A 15810-nucleotide genomic window follows, 5' to 3' on the forward strand; every position below is an offset into this window, starting at 1 on the left:
GCGCAGCGCGCCGATCCGGTGGCTGGCGGCAACGGCACGCACCCCGCTGGATTGCCCGGCCACGTCGGCCACCACGTCGGCGATGACCTCATCGGCCGACGGGTGCGCTGAGTACTCGAGTCGCACCACCCGCCGTCCGCCGTCGTGGTCGCGGATCACGCCGACGAACCCGACGATGGCGCCGGCGGATTGATGGCCCACCAACTCTTCGTGCTCGGCCAGCGAGATCGGGTGCTCGGTCATGGCAGCGCGCACGACGAGCGTCATCGCTGGTGATCTTTACCGGCGAGTTGGTCGAGCGCGTGATCCAGCACATCGGCGAGCACGCCCAGGCCGTCGCGCACGCCGCCGGGCGAACCCGGCAGGTTGACGATCAGGGTCTGACCGGCGACGCCGCACACGCCGCGCGACAGCACCGACGTCGGCACCTTGGGCAGGCCCGACTGGCGGATCACTTCGGCCAGGCCCGGGATCAGGTAGTCGACGACGGCCACGGTCTGGTCCGGTGTGCTGTCGCTGGGTGAGATGCCGGTGCCACCGGAGGTGATGATGACGTCGACCTCGGCGTCGATCGCCGTGCGCAGTGCGTCGCCGACCGGCGGCCCGTCGGCGACGACTTCGGGCTGCGCGGCCGAAAAGCCCCGCTCGGCCAGCCATTCGGCGATGATCGGGCCGCATCGGTCGTCGTACACTCCCGACGACGCGCGGGTCGAGGCGATGATGACGCGGGCTGAACGGGTGCTCATGGGCGCGCCCACCTTCCGGTTTTGCCGCCTTCCTTGCGCAGCACTCGAATGTCGTCGATCCGTGCGGCCGGGTCCACCGCCTTGATCATGTCGTAGAGCGTCAGGCCCGCGACGCTGACGGCCGTGAGCGCTTCCATCTCCACCCCCGTGCGGTCGGTGCTTCGCACCGTTGCGTTGATCTCGATCTCAGACTCGCCGACCGTGAAGTCGATGTCGACCCCCGTGAGGGCGAGCTGATGACACAGCGGGACGAGGTCGCTGGTGCGCTTGGCGGCCTGGATGCCGGCCACCCGGGCGGTGGCCAGCGCATCGCCCTTGGGCAGGCCGCCGGTCGAGATCAGCGCCACCACGTGCGCCGAGGTGCGCAGGACGCCCGCGGCGACCGCGGTCCGCTTGGTGGCCACCTTCTCGCTGACGTCGACCATGTGCGCCGCGCCGTGGTCATCCAGATGTGACAGCGCGCCCGAGCCGGGCTCATTCGACGCCCAGTTCGCCGAGGCTTGGGAGGCCTCAGAGGCCCTGGCCATCTGGCGACCTACCGATTGACGACGGTGACCGGGTGCAGGTAGGGCAGATCGGTGGAGGGCAGCGGAAACACCAGCTCGCCGAAGGGGGACAGCGCACCCGTGCGATCGGTCACGAGTTCACTGACCGCGTGGTCGTCGGGGTCCGTCGTCGGCCAGCCGTTGTCGACGTACTTGGTCTTGCGGGCTTTGCCCTCAGCAGTGTCAGCCACGAGGTCCATTCTTACAGGTGGCCGAACCGCATGTGGCGCAAGACCGGAGTTCGAGACGCGTTGCGGTGCGCGCCGGTGTTCACCACGCTGGTGAGTCGCCGGGTTGTCGAGGTCTGCTGGGTGGCCGCGACCTGCTTTACGCTGGTCAGCAATGACCGACAACACCCCGGATATCCCGCTGGGGTCGTGGCTGGCCGAGTTATCCGATGAGCAGCTGATCCGACTGTTGGAATTGCGGCCGGACCTCGCCCAGCCCCCACCCGGCAGCATCGCCGCGCTGGCCGCCCGCGCCCAGGCCCGCCAGTCGATCAAGGCCGGCACCGACGACCTGGACTTTTTGCGGCTGGCCGTGCTCGACGCGTTGCTGGTGCTGCAGGCCGACGCCGAGCCGGTGCCCACGCCCAAGCTGCTGGCGCTGATCGGTGACCGCGCCCCCGAGACCGACGTGCTGGATGCCGTCGACGACCTGCGGCAACGCGCCCTGGTGTGGGGCGAGGCCGCGCTGCGGGTGGCCGCCGACGCCGCGACGGGCATGCCGTGGCATCCGGGCCAGGTCATCCTCGAGGACACCTCGCGTAGCGCCGAACAGATCGCCGCCCTGATCGACGACCTCACCGAGGCACAACTCGACGTGCTGGAGAAACTTCTCGAAGGCTCGCCGATGGGACGCACGCGCGACGCCGCGCCCGGCGCGGCCACCGACCGGCCGGTGCCCCAGCTGCTGGCCATGGGCCTGCTGCGGCGCATCGATGCCGAGACGGTGATCTTGCCCCGCCACGTCGGACAGGTGCTGCGCGGCGAGCAGCCCGGTCCCATGCAACTGACCGCCCCCGACCCGGTGGTGTCGACCACCACGCCCGACGACGCCGACGCCGCGGCGGCCGGGGCCGTCATCGACTTGCTGCGCGAGGTCGACGTCCTGCTCGAAACCCTCTCCGCCGCGCCGGTTTCCGAGCTGCGCAGCGGCGGCCTGGGAATCCGCGAGGTCAAACGGCTGAGCAAGGTGACCGGCATCGACGAGCAGCGGCTGGGTTTGCTCCTCGAAGTCACGGCCGCGGCCGGATTGATCGCCAGCGGCATGCCCGACCCCGAACCGGTCACCGGCGAGGCGCCGTACTGGGCGCCGACGATCGTCACCGACCGCTACGCCGCGCTGTCGGTAGCCGAGCGCTGGCAGCTGTTGGCCGGCAGCTGGCTGGATCTGCCCGGCCGGCCGGCGCTGATCGGCAGCCGCGGCCCCGACGCCAAGCCCTACGGGGCCCTGACCGACGGCCTGTACTCCACGGCCGCGCCGCTGGACCGCCGGCTGTTGCTGGGCATGCTGTCCGAGCTGCCCCCCGGCGCCGGCGTCGACGCGGCGGCGGCGTCGGCGGCGCTGATCTGGCGGCGTCCGCGCTGGGCGAAACGGTTGCAGCCCGGGCCAGTCGGGGACCTGCTCGCCGAGAGCAACGCCCTGGGCCTGGTGGGCCGCGGCGCCATCAGCACGCCCGGCCGCGCGCTGCTGGACGACGACGGCGATCCGCAGGTCGCCATCGAGGCGATGAACCGGGCGTTACCCAAACCGGTCGATCACTTCCTGGTGCAAGCGGATCTGACCGTGGTGGTGCCCGGGCCGCTGGAACGCGACCTGGCCGAGCAACTCGCCGTCGTGGCGACCGTCGAATCCGCCGGCACCGCGATGGTCTACCGCGTCAGCGAGCAGTCGATCCGGCACGCGCTCGATGTCGGCAAGACGCGCGACTGGATGCATTCGCTGTTCGCCAAGCATTCCAAAACGCCGGTGCCTCAAGGCCTCACCTACTTGATCGATGACGTGGCGCGCCGGCACGGGCAACTGCGGATCGGCATGGCCGCGTCGTTCGTGCGCTGCGAGGACCCCGCGCTGCTGGCCCAGGCCGTGGCCGCGCCGGCGACCGAAGAGGTGCAGCTGCGGGCCCTGGCGCCGACGGTCGCGGTGTCGCCCGCGCCGATCGGCGAGGTCCTCACCGCGTTACGCGCCGCGGGGTTCGCCCCGGCGGCCGAGGATTCCTCCGGCGCCATCGTCGACGTCCGTCCCCGCGGCGCCCGGGTGTCCACCCCGCAGCAGCGCCGGCCCTACCGTCCGGCCCGGCGCCCCAACACCGAAAGCCTCAACGCGGTGGTGGCGGTGCTGCGCAAGGTGACCGCCGCACCGTTCGGCAACATCCGCGTCGACCCGGCGGTCACCATGACGCAGTTACAGCGCGCCGCCAGGGAACAAGACACCCTGGTGATCGGTTATCTGGATGCGGCGGGGGTGGCCACCCAGCGCGTCGTGTCGCCCATCACCATCAAGGGTGGCCAGCTGGTGGCGTTCGACTCCGCGTCCGGTCGGCTGCGTGACTTCGCCATCCACCGCATCACCTCGGTGGTGTCGGCCACCGGCCGATAATGGTGAGCATGCCCGCCGACGTCAAACAGATCGAAAGGAGTGGCGCTGACTATGTCTGACGGACCGTTGATCGTGCAGTCCGACAAGACGGTGCTGCTCGAGGTGGATCACGAGCAGGCCGGCGCGGCGCGCGCCGCCATCGCGCCCTTCGCCGAGCTGGAGCGCGCACCCGAACACGTCCACACCTACCGCATCACGCCGCTGGCGCTGTGGAACGCCCGCGCCGCCGGCCACGACGCCGAGCAGGTGGTCGACGCCCTGGTCAGCTTCTCGCGCTACGCGGTGCCCCAACCGCTGCTGGTCGACATCGTCGACACGATGGCCCGCTACGGCCGCCTGCAGCTGGTGAAGAACCCCGCGCACGGTTTGACGCTGGTGAGTCTGGATCGCGCGGTGCTCGAAGAAGTGCTGCGCAACAAGAAGATTGCCCCGATGCTCGGCGCCCGGATCGACGACGACACCGTCATCGTGCACCCCAGCGAGCGCGGTCGGGTCAAGCAGATGCTGCTCAAGATCGGTTGGCCCGCCGAGGATCTCGCGGGCTACGTCGACGGCGAAGCGCACCCGATCAGCCTGGCCGAGGACGACTGGCAGCTGCGCGACTACCAGCAGATGGCCACCGACTCCTTCTGGTCCGGCGGATCGGGCGTGGTGGTGCTACCCTGCGGCGCCGGCAAGACTCTGGTGGGCGCGGCCGCCATGGCGAAAGCCGGTGCGACGACGCTGATTCTGGTCACCAACATCGTCGCGGCGCGGCAATGGAAACGCGAGCTGATCGCCCGCACGTCGCTCACCGAGGACGAGATCGGCGAGTATTCCGGCGAGCGCAAGGAGATCCGGCCGGTCACCATCTCGACGTATCAGATGATCACTCGCCGCACCAAGGGCGAGTACCGGCACCTCGAGCTCTTCGACAGCCGCGACTGGGGGCTGATCATCTACGACGAGGTCCACCTGCTGCCGGCGCCGGTGTTCCGGATGACCGCCGACCTGCAGTCCAAGCGGCGCCTCGGCTTGACCGCCACGCTGGTCCGCGAGGACGGCCGCGAGGGCGATGTGTTCTCCCTGATCGGCCCGAAACGCTACGACGCGCCGTGGAAGGACATTGAGGCGCAGGGGTGGATCGCGCCCGCCGAGTGCGTCGAGGTGCGGGTCACCATGACCGATAACGAGCGGATGCTCTACGCGACCGCCGAACCCGAAGAGCGGTACAAGCTGTGCTCGACGGTGCACACCAAAATCGCTGTGGTCAAATCGATTTTGGCAAAACATCCCGGCGAGCAGACCCTGGTGATCGGCGCCTACCTCGATCAGCTCGACGAACTCGGCGCGGAGCTCAACGCCCCGGTGATCCAGGGGTCCACCCGCACCAAGGAACGCGAAGAGCTGTTCGACGCCTTCCGCCGCGGCGAGTTGTCGACCCTGGTGGTGTCCAAAGTCGCCAACTTCTCCATCGACCTGCCGGAAGCGTCTGTGGCAGTGCAGGTTTCGGGTACGTTCGGCTCACGCCAGGAGGAGGCGCAGCGGCTGGGCCGGCTGCTGCGGCCCAAGTCCGACGGCGGCGGCGCGATCTTCTATTCGGTGGTGGCGCGCGACAGCCTGGATGCCGAGTACGCCGCGCACCGGCAGCGCTTCCTGGCCGAACAGGGTTACGGCTACATCATCCGCGACGCGGACGACCTGTTGGGCCCGGCGATTTAGCCTGGGGCCCAGGCTTTTCAGCGCGACAGGATGGTCGCCGACGCGGTGCCGGGTGCGCCGTACACCTGGGCCAGGCCGACGCGCGGGTCGCCGGGCACCTGGCGCTCGCCCGCCTCGCCGCGCAACTGCCGCACCAGTTCGTGCATCTGCCGCAGGCCCGACGCGCCGATCGGCTCGCCGTTGGCGATCAGCCCGCCGTCGGTGTTGACCGGCATCGAGCCGTGGATCTCGGTGGCGCCGTCGGCCAGCAGCTTCTCCTGTTCGCCGTCGGCGCACAGACCGGTCTCGGCCATGTGGATGACCTCGGCGCCGGCGTCGGTGTCCTGCAACTGCGCGACGTCGACGTCCTCCGGGCCGATGCCGGCCGCCTCGTAGGCGGCCTTGGCGGCATAGACCGTCGGCGACGCGTCCTCGTCCAGCGGCGCCGACGTGGCGTGCACCTCGTAGGCACCGAAGCGCCGGGTCCGAATCTCACAGGCGCGCACATAGACTGGCTTGTCGGTGAACTTCTCGGCCATGTCGGCGCGGCACATGATGACCGCGGCCGCGCCCTCGTCGGGAGCGCAGAACATGTACTGCGTCAGCGGGTAGTTCAGCGCCGGCGAGGCGAGGATTTCCTCGACGGAAATCTCCTTGCGCCGGAACGCATTCGGGTTCAGCGCACCATTGCGGAAGTTCTTGTTGGCCACCCGCGCCAGCGTCTCCTGCGAGATGTTGTGGTCGTGGATGTACTTGTTGGCCTTCATCCCGAAGAACTTGGTGGTGACGAACTGGCCGTTGTTGGCGTACCACTGGGGCAGCGCCAGCTTGGCGGGGTCGTCCGTGAAGGCGCCGCGCGGGTGCTTGTCGAGCCCGATGGCGATGCCGATGTCGTACTTGCCCAGCCGGATCGTGTCGGCGGTCTGCTGAATGGCGCTGGCCGCGGTGGCGCAGGCGTTGAACACGTTGGTGAACGTGATGCCGGTCAGCCCGACCAGCCGGGTCACCGCGTCGGGATTGGAGACTTCGTAGCTGCCGCCGAAGCCGAACTGGATGTCCTTCCAGTCCACGCCGGCGTCTTTGAGCGCGAGCTGCACGGCCTCGGCGCCCATCTGCATCGCGGTCTTGTCGAACCTGCCGAACGGGTGCAGGCCCACGCCGATGATGGCGACATCGTTGGTCATCTCAGACTCCTCTGGATTCGACGGTGGCGACCCGCTTCGCCCGGCTGCGCCGCGCTCACGATCACCACGGGCGGACGGTGGCGACCCGTTTCGCCCGGCTGCGCCGCGCTCACAATCGCCACGGGCGGACGGTGGCGACCCGTTTCGCCCGGCTGCGCCGCGCTCACAATCGCCACTCAGACCGGCTGGAAGGCGAACGTGATGATTTCGGCGCCCTCGTCGTCGGTGGCGAACGGCACCATGGTCAGTTCGACCTCCTGGCCGAACTGCAGCTTGGCCGGGTCGTTCTCGGTGAGCCGCCCTTCGACGCGGATGACGTCACCGAGCTGAACCAATCCCACGCCGAACGGCACGAAGTCCTTGCCCGTCGGGCCGGCATAGGGGGCGCCGGGCGGGAAGCCCTGGGTGGTCCATGCCACCAGCGTCCCGCGTCGGGGCAACAGCACCTCGGACATCTCGCCGGCGCTGCAGCGCGGGCACCACTGCTGCACCGGAAAGGTGGTCGCCTCGCAGCTGCCGCATCGGCTGCCGATCAGCTGTGGGCTCTCATCGGGCCAGGTAGAGATCTCAGGGGCGAGTGCCTTCTGCATCGAGGGATCCTCCACAATCCGCCAACAGAATATTGCTCACTGAACCGTATAACAGCTTTCCGAAAAGTGGAAACCGCATTCTCATCCTTGTGCGGGCGCCCGCGCCAGGGGCGGGCGGGCGCGCAGCGATATGTTGGGCGCATGACGGTCACGGTGATACTGGAGCTCAGGTTCAAGCCCGACGAGGTCGCAGCGGGGCGCGAGCTGATGGGCCGGGCGCTGCAGGACACCCGGGCGTTCGACGGGAACGTGCGCACGGACGTTCTTGTCGACGAGGACGACGAAGCGCACTGGCTCATCTACGAGACCTGGGAGACCGTCGAGCACGACGAGGCCTACCGCGCCTTTCGCGCCGGCGAAGGCAAGCTGACGCAGCTTCCCCCGCTGCTGGCCGCGCCGCCGGCCAAGACCAGGTACCTCACCAGCGACGTCTAGCGCTAGCCACGCCACCGGCTCACCCGGCCCGCCATGGCCGCGAACAGCGGGTCGGGCAGCAATAGAAGCGCCCGATTTCGGGCGCTCTCCAGGACGGCGCTGCCCGGCGCGGTGAATCGGGAGCCCGCCTTGGACGCGCCGTACACAGCGAGCATGCGCAGCCATCGCCGAGACAGCCCGGGCACGCCGTGGCGGGCCAGCGTTATCGCATCTTCCATGGCCAGCGCTGCCCCCTGGCCGAAGGTCGGCCTCATGCAGTGCGCGGCGTCACCGATCAGCACGACGTTGCCGCGGGCGAGTCGACGGGGTGGTCGCGCTTCGAAGATTTCCGGAGTGATCATCTCGCCGGCCGTCGCGGCGTCGATCAGGGCCGGCAAGGGGTCCGGCCAGTCGCGAAACGACCGCAAGTCCGGGTGCTGGCTCCGGGTGCCGCCGTAGACGTAGGTGCGGCCGTCGGCCAATGGCAAGATGCCGAAATCGGCTGTGCGGCCCCAAATCGGACCGAAACCAGTAGCGAGCTCACGGTCGGCTATCCAGGCCCAGCCGGTGACGCCGGTCGAGCGCGGCGGCGGCGCGTCCGCAAACAGCAGCTTCCTCGTGACGCTGCGCAGTCCGTCCGCGCCGATCACCAGATCGAACCGGTCCGCCTTGCCGTCGACGACAACCGAGCCATCGGCAGCGACCGCGGTGACGTTGGCCGCATACCGCACACAGTGCGAGGGCAGCGCGGCCGCCAACCAGGCAATCAACGCGGCGCGCGGCACGGTCGCGAACTCATCGCCTCCGGCGAGCTGCGCCAGGGTGCGTCTGACCAAGACCCGCCCGTCGCGGGCGCGTACGGTGGCCGCCGTCCGGGACCACGGGTCGGTCACCACGTGGTGGCGCACACCCAGAATCGACAAGCACGCCAACGCGTTTGGGGCGAGCGCGATGGCTCCGCCCATCGCGGAGGGACCGGGCGTCTTCTCGAACACGGTGACGTCGTGGCCGTCCTGCCGGAGCGCGATGGCAGCCGCCAAACCCGCGAATCCTCCGCCGACGATCCCTACCCTCATGCACACACCATCGCCGTACTCAATCGCCGAAGCACCGGGGCCTTGCTAGCTCAGCGCCGGCATGACCTCCCGTTCGAACAGCTCGATGCCCGATCGGTCGTAGGCCGCCTCGGGGAAGTAGCAGATCGCGTACTCGCAGCCGAGGTCGCGGATCTTGGTGAGCCGCTCGATGACCTGTTCCGGTGTGCCCGTTGCCGAGTCGGGGCCGCTGGTCCCGGCGATCATCGCGTCCGCCGCAGCCTCACCGACGTAGCCGGCCAGGCGGTCGCGCACCCGCTGCAGCCGGTCTTTGACGTCGGCCTCCGAGGTGCCCACGATGGCGTTGACGTTGACCGACCGCACGATGGCGCCGAAGTCGGTGCCCACGTTGCGGCAGTGCTCGGCCAGCACGCCGGACTTGTGCGCGAACGCTTCCGGCTCGGGAGTGAAGTTGGTGTACTGCGCGTATTGGGCGGCGATCCGCAGCGTCACCTTCTCACCGCCACCGGCGATCCACAACGGAATGCCGTTGCCCTGCAAGGGCTTAGGCGCGACGATCGCGCCGTCGACCTGGTAGTGCTTGCCGTCGAAGCTGACCTTGCCGTCGCGCCAGGCATCGCGCATGATCTGCACGCCCTCATCCAGGCGACCCAATCGCACACCCGCCGAGGGGAATCCGTATCCGTAGGCGCGCCATTCGTGTTCGTACCAGCCGCCGCCGATACCCATCTGGATGCGGCCACCGGAGATGATGTCGGCCGTCGCGGCGACCTTGGCCAGGTAGACGGGGTTGCGGTAGCTCATCGCCGTGCACATCTGGCCGAGCTTGATCCGCGAGGTGGTCGCCGCGTAGGCGGCCATCAGCGACCAGGCCTCGTGCGTGGCTTCCCCGGTCGGCACGGGCACGGTGTGGAAATGATCGTAGACCCAGAGTGAATCCCAGCTGCCCTTGTCCGCGTGGTCGGCCAGCTCGCGCATCACCGCCCAGTGGTTCTCCGGTTCGATGCCGACCAGATCCATTCGCCAGCCCTGCGGGATGAAGAGACCAAAGCGCATACCCGGACTGTAGCCGCAACCCCGCGGCCGTCACCCCCCCAGCGCGTCGAGCGCGGCCGCGACCGACTTCGCTCGCGACACCTCGTGCGCAGCATCGGGGGACTTACGCTTACCGAACGTTAAGTAAGTATGGGAGATCGTCATGCGGATCCTCGTCTCCGGCGCCAGCATCGCCGGCCCGGTCCTGGCCTACTGGCTGACCCGTCACGGCTTCGACGTCACCGTGGTGGAGCGCGCACCGACACTACGCAAAACCGGCGGCCACGCCGTCGACTTGTTCCGTCCGGCAATGGAGATCTCGGCGAAGATGGGCGTCCTGCCACGCATCGAGGCGCGGGCCACCGGAACGGACCGGCTGACGATGCACCGGGAGGGCCGGACGAAGCCCACCCGGATCGACCTCACCAAGATCTACGCGGCCACCTCCGACCGGCACGTGGAGATCATGCGCGACGACCTCAGCGAGATCTACTACGACGCCGCGCGCGACGACGTCGAGTACCTGTTCGGTGACTCCATCATCGGGATCGAGCACGACGGCACCGTGACCTTCGAGCACGGCCCAGCGCGCACCTTCGACGTGATCGTGGGCGCCGACGGGCTGCATTCCAATGTGCGGCGCCTGACCTTCGGTGAAGACGCCGAGCTCACCCGCTTCCTCGGCGGCTACCTGTCGGTGGTCTCGGCGCCCAAGGCGTTGGTCGCGCCCGGCGAGATGGTCGCCCACATCGGGGTCGGGCGCTTCGCCGGCATCTACACCGCCGATCACCTGGACGACGCGCGGGCGGTGTTCATGTTCCGCAGCACGGCCGAATTGGATTACGACCACCGCGATGCGTTGCGGCAGAAGCGATTACTGCACGAGGCGTTTACCGGGATGCACGAGCAGGTGGACGGCTGGTTAAGCGAACTGGAGCGCACCCCCACCTTCTACTTCGACTCCATCACCCAGCTGCGCACCGATCGGTGGTCGCGCCGCCGGGTCACCCTGGTCGGGGACGCCGGATACTGTCCGGGGCCCGCGGTGGGCGGCAGCACCAGCCTCGCCGTCCTCGGCGCCTACGTGCTGGCCGGCGAGCTCGCCGAGGCCGACGGGGACCACCTGCGCGCCTTCGCCGCCTACGAACTCCGGATGCGCGAACCGGTGCACCGCAGCCGGTCGTTTGCCCGCGGTGCGGCCAAGGGCGTCATCCCCGGTTCACGAATCGGCCTGTGGGCGTTGACCCGTGGGGCCCAGCTGGTCTCGGCGATGCCCGGACCGCTGTCGCGGTCCTTGGCGAAGCTCAACACCAAGGGCGTGCGGATGCACGACTCGATGCCGGTCCCCGAGTACACCTTCAGCGACGTCTGACAGCATGTTGCGTAGAGCCGCGGACCCGAGTCACCGCGCGCCACCACGGGAAGGCTGCAGATGGAACTGACCGGTGTGGGGATCTGGAGCAGTCAACTGCGCTACGGCGACCCGGCCGAATCCGCCGACGCCGCAGCGGAACTCGACGACCTGGGCTTCCCCGCGCTGTGGATACCGGATGTCGGCGGTCCGGTGTTCGACGCGGTGGGTCATCTGCTCGGCGCGACCAAGCGAACCGTGATCGCCACCGGGATCCTGAACCTGTGGATGCATTCGCCCTCCGAGGTCGCCGACTCCTACGCGGCCCTGACCGCCGAGCACGGTGACCGCTTCCTGCTGGGCATCGGCGTCAGCCACGCGCCGCTGATCGATGCCGGCCAACCCGGTCGCTACCGCAAACCGCTGGCGGCAACGGCGGCGTTCCTGGACGGCTTGGATGCCGCGCCGCGGCCGGTGCCCATCGAGCGTCGGGTCCTTGCCGCGCTCGGCCCCAAGATGCTGACCCTGTCGGCGACCCGCGCCGGGGGCGCCCACCCGTACCTGGTCATCCCCGAACACACCGCCTCCGCCCGTGCGACTTTGGGCCAGGGCCCATTGCTGCTGCCCGAACAGACGGTGATCCTGACCGACAGCGCCGAGGAGGCCCGCCAGATCGGAACCGATTGGCTGCGCGCGTATTTGGCCTTGCCCAACTACGCCAACAACCTGTTGCGCAGCGGCTTCTCCGAGGACGACCTGTCGCAGGTGAGCGACCGGCTCTTCAACGCGATCATCGCGTGGGGCGACGAAGAGGCCATCATGCGCCGCGTCGCCGAACATCGTTCCGCTGGCGCCGACCACGTCTGCGTCCAGGTGCTGCTGGCCGATCCCCGCGCCTTCCCGCGCGAGGAATGGCGCCGGATCGCCGCCGCCTCCCGGTAGGATGACCGGCCGCGTCGAAGCGGCCTAGGGTGAGCTATGGCTTCCAAACAGACGCTGTTTCGGATCTTCTACCGCATCGGTTTCACCCCGTGGGACGGTCATCCGCTCGCCCAGAGCGTGCGCGATCTCGTCGAGGGCACCCCCGACGCCGCCGCGCTCCCCGCAGGGTCGGCCCTGGAGGTCGGCTGCGGCACCGGCGACTGCTCCATCTACCTCGCCCAGCACGGCTGGAAGGTCACCGCGGTCGACTTCGTGGCCAAACCGCTCGAGCGCGCCCGCGCGAAGGCACAGGCTGCGGGCGCCACGGTCGACTTCGTCCAGGCCGACGTCACGCAGTTGAGCCGGACGGGCATCGGCACCAACTTCGGGTTGATCGTCGACAACGGGTGCCTGCACAACATGAGCGACGCGGATCGCGACGCCTATGTCCGCGAGATCAGCGCCCTTGCCGCACCCGACGCCCGCCTGCTGATCGTCGCGTTCGTCCCCGGTGGCCGGGTCGGGGTGCGCGGGATCGACCGCGCCGAGATGGAACGCCGATTCACCCAGAGCTGGACGCTGCTGTCGGCCGGCGCCGAACGCGAGCTGGACCGCGCCGAGAAGACGCCGGCGTGGTACTACCTATTCGCGCGCCGCGACACGTAACCTGTTGCGACGACACGCCGTAGCGCTTCGCAATGGCTTAAGTCTCGGCGCAGCGGCCGAGCCGCCGTACGCATAAGCCCCCGAAACCTCGTGGTTTCGGGGGCTTATGCGCTTGCGTTGGTGCAGGCTAGGTCAGCGACGCCGGCGGCAGGAACCGGTCGCCGTAGCGGGCCGCAAGCTCCTTGGCCCGGGCCACGAAGGCTTCCTTGCCGATGCCGTGCTTGCCCTCGTAGCCGACGATGAACTGGGCGCTACCACCGGTGTAGGGCGGGAAGCCGATGCCCATGATCGACCCGATGTTGGCGTCGGCGGTCGACGTCAGCACGCCCTCGTCCAGGCACTTCTGCGTCTCGAGCGCCTCGGCGAACAACATGCGATCGATCATGTCCTGCAACGGAATATCGGCGCTGCCGGACTTGAACGTCTCGCGCAGGCCCGGCCATAGCCGGGTGCGCTTGCCGTCGACGTACTCGTAGAACCCCGCGCCCTTCAGCCGCGACGGGCGGCCCAGCTCGATCATCTTCTCGACGACGGCCTCGGCCGGGTGCGGCTCGTAGGTGCCGCCCGCGTCCTCGACACCCTTGCGGGTGGCCGTGGCGATCTTGTGCATCAGCTCCAGGTTGAGCTCGTCAGACAGCTGCAGCGGCGGCGCCGGGTAGCCGGCCTGCGAACCGGCGTGCTCGACGCTGGCCGGCTCCACGCCCTCACCGAGCATGGCGAGCGCCTCGTTGACGAACGTGCCGATGACGCGGCTGGTGAAGAAGCCGCGGCTGTCGTTGACGACGATCGGGGTCTTGCCGATGGCCAGCGTGTAGTCGAACACCCGGGCCAGCGCCTCGTCGGAAGTCTTTTCGCCCCTGATGATTTCGACCAGCGGCATCTTGTCGACCGGCGAGAAGAAGTGGATCCCGATGAAGTCCTCCTGGCGCTTCACGCCGGTCGCCAGACCGGTGATCGGCAGCGTCGAGGTGTTCGACCCCAGCAGTGCGTTGGGCTCGACGATGTCCTCGATCTCCTGGAACACCTTGTGCTTGAGTTCCTGGTTCTCGAACACCGCCTCGATCACGAAATCGACGCCCTTGAAGGCCTCGGGGTCGGCGGCCGGGGTGATCCGGTCCAGCAGCGCCTTGCTCTTCTCCTCGGTGGTCTTGCCACGCTGAAGCGCCTTGGCCTCAAGCTTTTCCGAGTAGCCCTTGCCCTTCTCGGCGGCCTCGAGGCTGACGTCCTTGAGCACCACCTCGAAGCCGGCCTTGGCCGAGACGTAGGCGATACCGGCGCCCATCATGCCCGCACCCAGCACACCGATCTTGTTGATCTTGACCGGTTCGATGCCGTCGGGCCGCGACCCACCGCCGTTGATGTGCTGCAGGTCGAGGAAGAACGCCTGGATCATGTTCTTGGCGACCTGGCCGGTGACCAGCTGGGTGAAATAGCGGCTCTCGATGCGGCTGGCGGTGTCGAAGTCCACCTGCGCGCCCTCGACGGCCGCGTCCAGGATGGCGCGCGGCGCCGGCATCGGTGCGCCCTTGAGCTGCTTCTTGAGCAGCGCCGGGAACGACGGCAGAATGCCGGCCAGCGCGGGGCTGGCGGGGGTGCCGCCGGGCATCTTGTAGCCCTTTTTGTCCCATGGCTGGGTGTATGAGTCGGGGTCGTCCTTGACCTGTTTGATCCAGGCCTTGGCGGCGGGCACCAATTCGTCTACCGAGCCGACGATTTCGTCGACCAGGCCGATCTCCTTGGCCTTGTCGGCCTTGAACCGGGTGCCCTGCGACAGGATGTTCATGAAGGCGTTCTGGATGCCGAACATCCGCACGGTGCGGGTCACCCCGCCGCCGCCGGGCAGCAGACCCAGCGTGACCTCGGGCAGGCCGACGACCAGGCCCTTGACGTCCGCGGCGATGCGGTGGTGACAGGCCAGCGCGATCTCCAGACCGCCGCCCAGCGCCGCGCCGTTGATGGCGGCCACCACCGGCTTGCCCAGCGTCTCGAGCGCACGCAGGTCACGCTTGACCGACTCGACGGTGTCGAACGCCTCCCCGGCGTTCTCCGGGCCGAGGTTGATCATGCCCTTCAGGTCACCGCCGGCGAAGAAGGTCTTCTTCACGCTGGTGATCACCACACCGGTGATCGAATCCTTCTCGGCGGCAAGGCGTTCCACAGCGTTGTGCATGGACTCGCTGTAGTGCTCGTTCATCACGTTGGCCGACCCGGTGGGGTCGTCCAGGGTCAGGGTGACGATGCCGTCGTCGTCCTTGTCCCACTGAATGGTGTTCTCTGCCATGGTCTTAAACCCTCTCGATGATGGTGGCGACACCCATGCCGCCGCCGATGCACAGCGTGATCAGCGCGCGACGCGCGTTGCGGCGCTCGAGCTCGTCGACCATGGTGCCGGTGATCATGGCGCCGGTGGCGCCCAGCGGGTGGCCCATCGCGATGGCGCCACCGTTGACGTTGAGCTTCTCGTCGGGGATCTTGAGGTCCTTCTGGAACTTCAGCACCACCGACGCGAACGCCTCGTTCAGCTCGAACAGGTCGATGTCGTCGATCGTCAGGCCCGCGCGGTCGAGCACCTTCTGCGTGGCCGGGGTCGGGCCGGTGAGCATGATGACCGGGTCCGAGCCGCTGGTGGCGGTGGCCACGATGCGTGCCCGCGGCGTCAGGCCCTGCGACTTGCCCGCGGCTTCCGAACCGACCAGCACCAGCGCGGCGCCATCGACGATGCCCGAGCTGTTGCCGCCGGTGTGGACGTGGTTGATCTTCTCGACCCAGTGGTACTTGGTGAGCGCGACGTCGTCGAACCCGCCCATCTCACCGATCCCGTCGAACGCGGTCTTCAGCTTGCCCAGGCCCTCGAGCGTGGTGTCGGGCCGCATGTGCTCGTCGTGGTCGAGGATGACGAGACCGTTCTGGTCGCGCACCGGCACCACCGACTTGGCGAAGTAGCCGCCCGACCACGCCGCGGCGGCCTTCTGCTGGCTGCGCAGCGCGTAGGCGTCGACGTCGTCGCGGGAGAAGCCCTCGA

Annotated in this window: 17 protein-coding genes and 1 pseudogene; 6 read left to right on the plus strand and 12 right to left on the minus strand. The window is 68.7% G+C overall.

Going from position 1 to position 15810, the window contains the following annotated elements:
* The 5 genes from A5659_RS16320 to A5659_RS27790 all read right to left on the minus strand — a co-directional run.
* The coding region (locus A5659_RS16320) for a molybdenum cofactor biosynthesis protein MoaE (protein WP_197498035.1) at positions 1-267 on the minus strand (267 nt) is incomplete at its 3' end.
* A complete protein-coding gene (locus A5659_RS16325; RefSeq protein WP_066872063.1) occupies positions 264-746 on the minus strand; it encodes a molybdenum cofactor biosynthesis protein B in 483 nt (160 codons plus the stop codon). The genes A5659_RS16325 and A5659_RS16320, both read right to left, overlap by 4 nt.
* Positions 743-1273 carry a cyclic pyranopterin monophosphate synthase MoaC gene (moaC, locus tag A5659_RS16330; protein ID WP_066872056.1) on the minus strand — a complete coding sequence of 177 codons (531 nt, stop codon included), beginning with the start codon at positions 1271-1273 and terminating at the stop codon, positions 743-745. The genes A5659_RS16325 and moaC overlap by 4 nt, the downstream gene beginning before the upstream one ends.
* Positions 1274-1281: 8 nt before the next feature.
* Entirely contained in the window at positions 1282-1482 is a 201-nt protein-coding gene (locus A5659_RS16335; RefSeq protein WP_174320979.1) for a hypothetical protein, read from the minus strand.
* 11 nt (positions 1483-1493) lie between these two features.
* Positions 1494-1634, minus strand: coding sequence for a hypothetical protein (locus tag A5659_RS27790; protein ID WP_156749247.1), 141 nt, complete (start codon positions 1632-1634; stop codon positions 1494-1496).
* Here A5659_RS27790 and A5659_RS16340 point away from each other — a divergent pair.
* Together A5659_RS16340 and A5659_RS16345 are read left to right on the plus strand one after the other, a co-directional pair.
* Positions 1634-3892 carry a helicase-associated domain-containing protein gene (locus tag A5659_RS16340; protein WP_067182504.1) on the plus strand — a complete coding sequence of 753 codons (2259 nt, stop codon included), beginning with the start codon at positions 1634-1636 and terminating at the stop codon, positions 3890-3892. The genes A5659_RS27790 and A5659_RS16340 overlap by 1 nt on opposite strands.
* Before the next feature lie 51 nt (positions 3893-3943).
* Positions 3944-5593, plus strand: coding sequence for a DNA repair helicase XPB (locus tag A5659_RS16345; RefSeq protein ID WP_067182507.1), 1650 nt, complete (start codon positions 3944-3946; stop codon positions 5591-5593).
* Positions 5594-5610: 17 nt separating this feature from the next.
* Here A5659_RS16345 and A5659_RS16350 read toward each other — a convergent pair whose 3' ends face one another.
* The 3 genes and pseudogenes from A5659_RS16350 to A5659_RS16355 all read right to left on the minus strand — a co-directional run bounded on the left by A5659_RS16350 (position 5611) and on the right by A5659_RS16355 (position 7346).
* Positions 5611-6756, minus strand: a complete 1146-nt coding sequence (locus A5659_RS16350) for a thiolase family protein (RefSeq protein ID WP_067182510.1) — start codon at positions 6754-6756, stop codon at positions 5611-5613.
* A 23-nt stretch (positions 6757-6779) separates the two neighbouring features.
* Positions 6780-6932 (minus strand): annotated as a pseudogene (locus A5659_RS28995) (hypothetical protein); the annotation flags it as partial.
* Positions 6933-7346 (minus strand): Zn-ribbon domain-containing OB-fold protein, encoded by a 414-nt coding sequence (locus A5659_RS16355; protein WP_066872060.1) that lies wholly within the window; start codon positions 7344-7346, stop codon positions 6933-6935.
* Positions 7347-7487: 141 nt separating this feature from the next.
* Between A5659_RS16355 and A5659_RS16360 the strand changes: the two genes are divergently transcribed.
* Positions 7488-7781, plus strand: a complete 294-nt coding sequence (locus A5659_RS16360) for a putative quinol monooxygenase (RefSeq protein WP_067182512.1) — start codon at positions 7488-7490, stop codon at positions 7779-7781.
* A 2-nt stretch (positions 7782-7783) separates the two neighbouring features.
* On the opposite strand, the gene A5659_RS16365 is transcribed toward A5659_RS16360, so the two are convergent.
* Complete coding sequence (locus A5659_RS16365) at positions 7784-8836, minus strand: FAD-dependent oxidoreductase (RefSeq protein ID WP_067182514.1); 1053 nt, start codon at positions 8834-8836, stop codon at positions 7784-7786.
* A 45-nt stretch (positions 8837-8881) separates the two neighbouring features.
* On the minus strand, positions 8882-9871 hold the full coding sequence (locus A5659_RS16370; RefSeq protein WP_067182524.1) for an LLM class F420-dependent oxidoreductase: 990 nt from the start codon (positions 9869-9871) through the stop codon (positions 8882-8884).
* 142 nt (positions 9872-10013) lie between these two features.
* Between A5659_RS16370 and A5659_RS16375 the strand changes: the two genes are divergently transcribed.
* From A5659_RS16375 to A5659_RS16385, 3 genes are read left to right on the plus strand one after another with little or no spacing between them, the layout of a single operon-like run.
* Positions 10014-11222 carry an FAD-dependent monooxygenase gene (locus A5659_RS16375; protein WP_066864231.1) on the plus strand — a complete coding sequence of 403 codons (1209 nt, stop codon included), beginning with the start codon at positions 10014-10016 and terminating at the stop codon, positions 11220-11222.
* A 60-nt stretch (positions 11223-11282) separates the two neighbouring features.
* Positions 11283-12143: an LLM class F420-dependent oxidoreductase gene (locus A5659_RS16380; protein WP_067182526.1), complete on the plus strand. Its 861-nt coding sequence runs from the start codon at positions 11283-11285 to the stop codon at positions 12141-12143.
* A 36-nt stretch (positions 12144-12179) separates the two neighbouring features.
* Complete coding sequence (locus A5659_RS16385) at positions 12180-12788, plus strand: bifunctional 2-polyprenyl-6-hydroxyphenol methylase/3-demethylubiquinol 3-O-methyltransferase UbiG (protein WP_066864237.1); 609 nt, start codon at positions 12180-12182, stop codon at positions 12786-12788.
* A gap of 127 nt (positions 12789-12915) precedes the next feature.
* Here A5659_RS16385 and A5659_RS16390 read toward each other — a convergent pair whose 3' ends face one another.
* Both A5659_RS16390 and A5659_RS16395 read right to left on the minus strand, forming a co-directional pair.
* The gene (locus A5659_RS16390) at positions 12916-15069 is read right to left on the minus strand and encodes a 3-hydroxyacyl-CoA dehydrogenase NAD-binding domain-containing protein (RefSeq protein WP_067182529.1); all 2154 of its coding nucleotides are present in this window, start codon (positions 15067-15069) and stop codon (positions 12916-12918) included.
* A gap of 4 nt (positions 15070-15073) precedes the next feature.
* On the minus strand, positions 15074-15810 hold a 737-nt coding region (locus A5659_RS16395; protein WP_156749248.1), incomplete at its 5' end, for an acetyl-CoA C-acyltransferase.

Origin of the sequence: Mycobacterium sp. 1165196.3 (assembly GCF_001673415.1) — a bacterium.
GTDB lineage: Bacteria > Actinomycetota > Actinomycetes > Mycobacteriales > Mycobacteriaceae > Mycobacterium > Mycobacterium europaeum_A.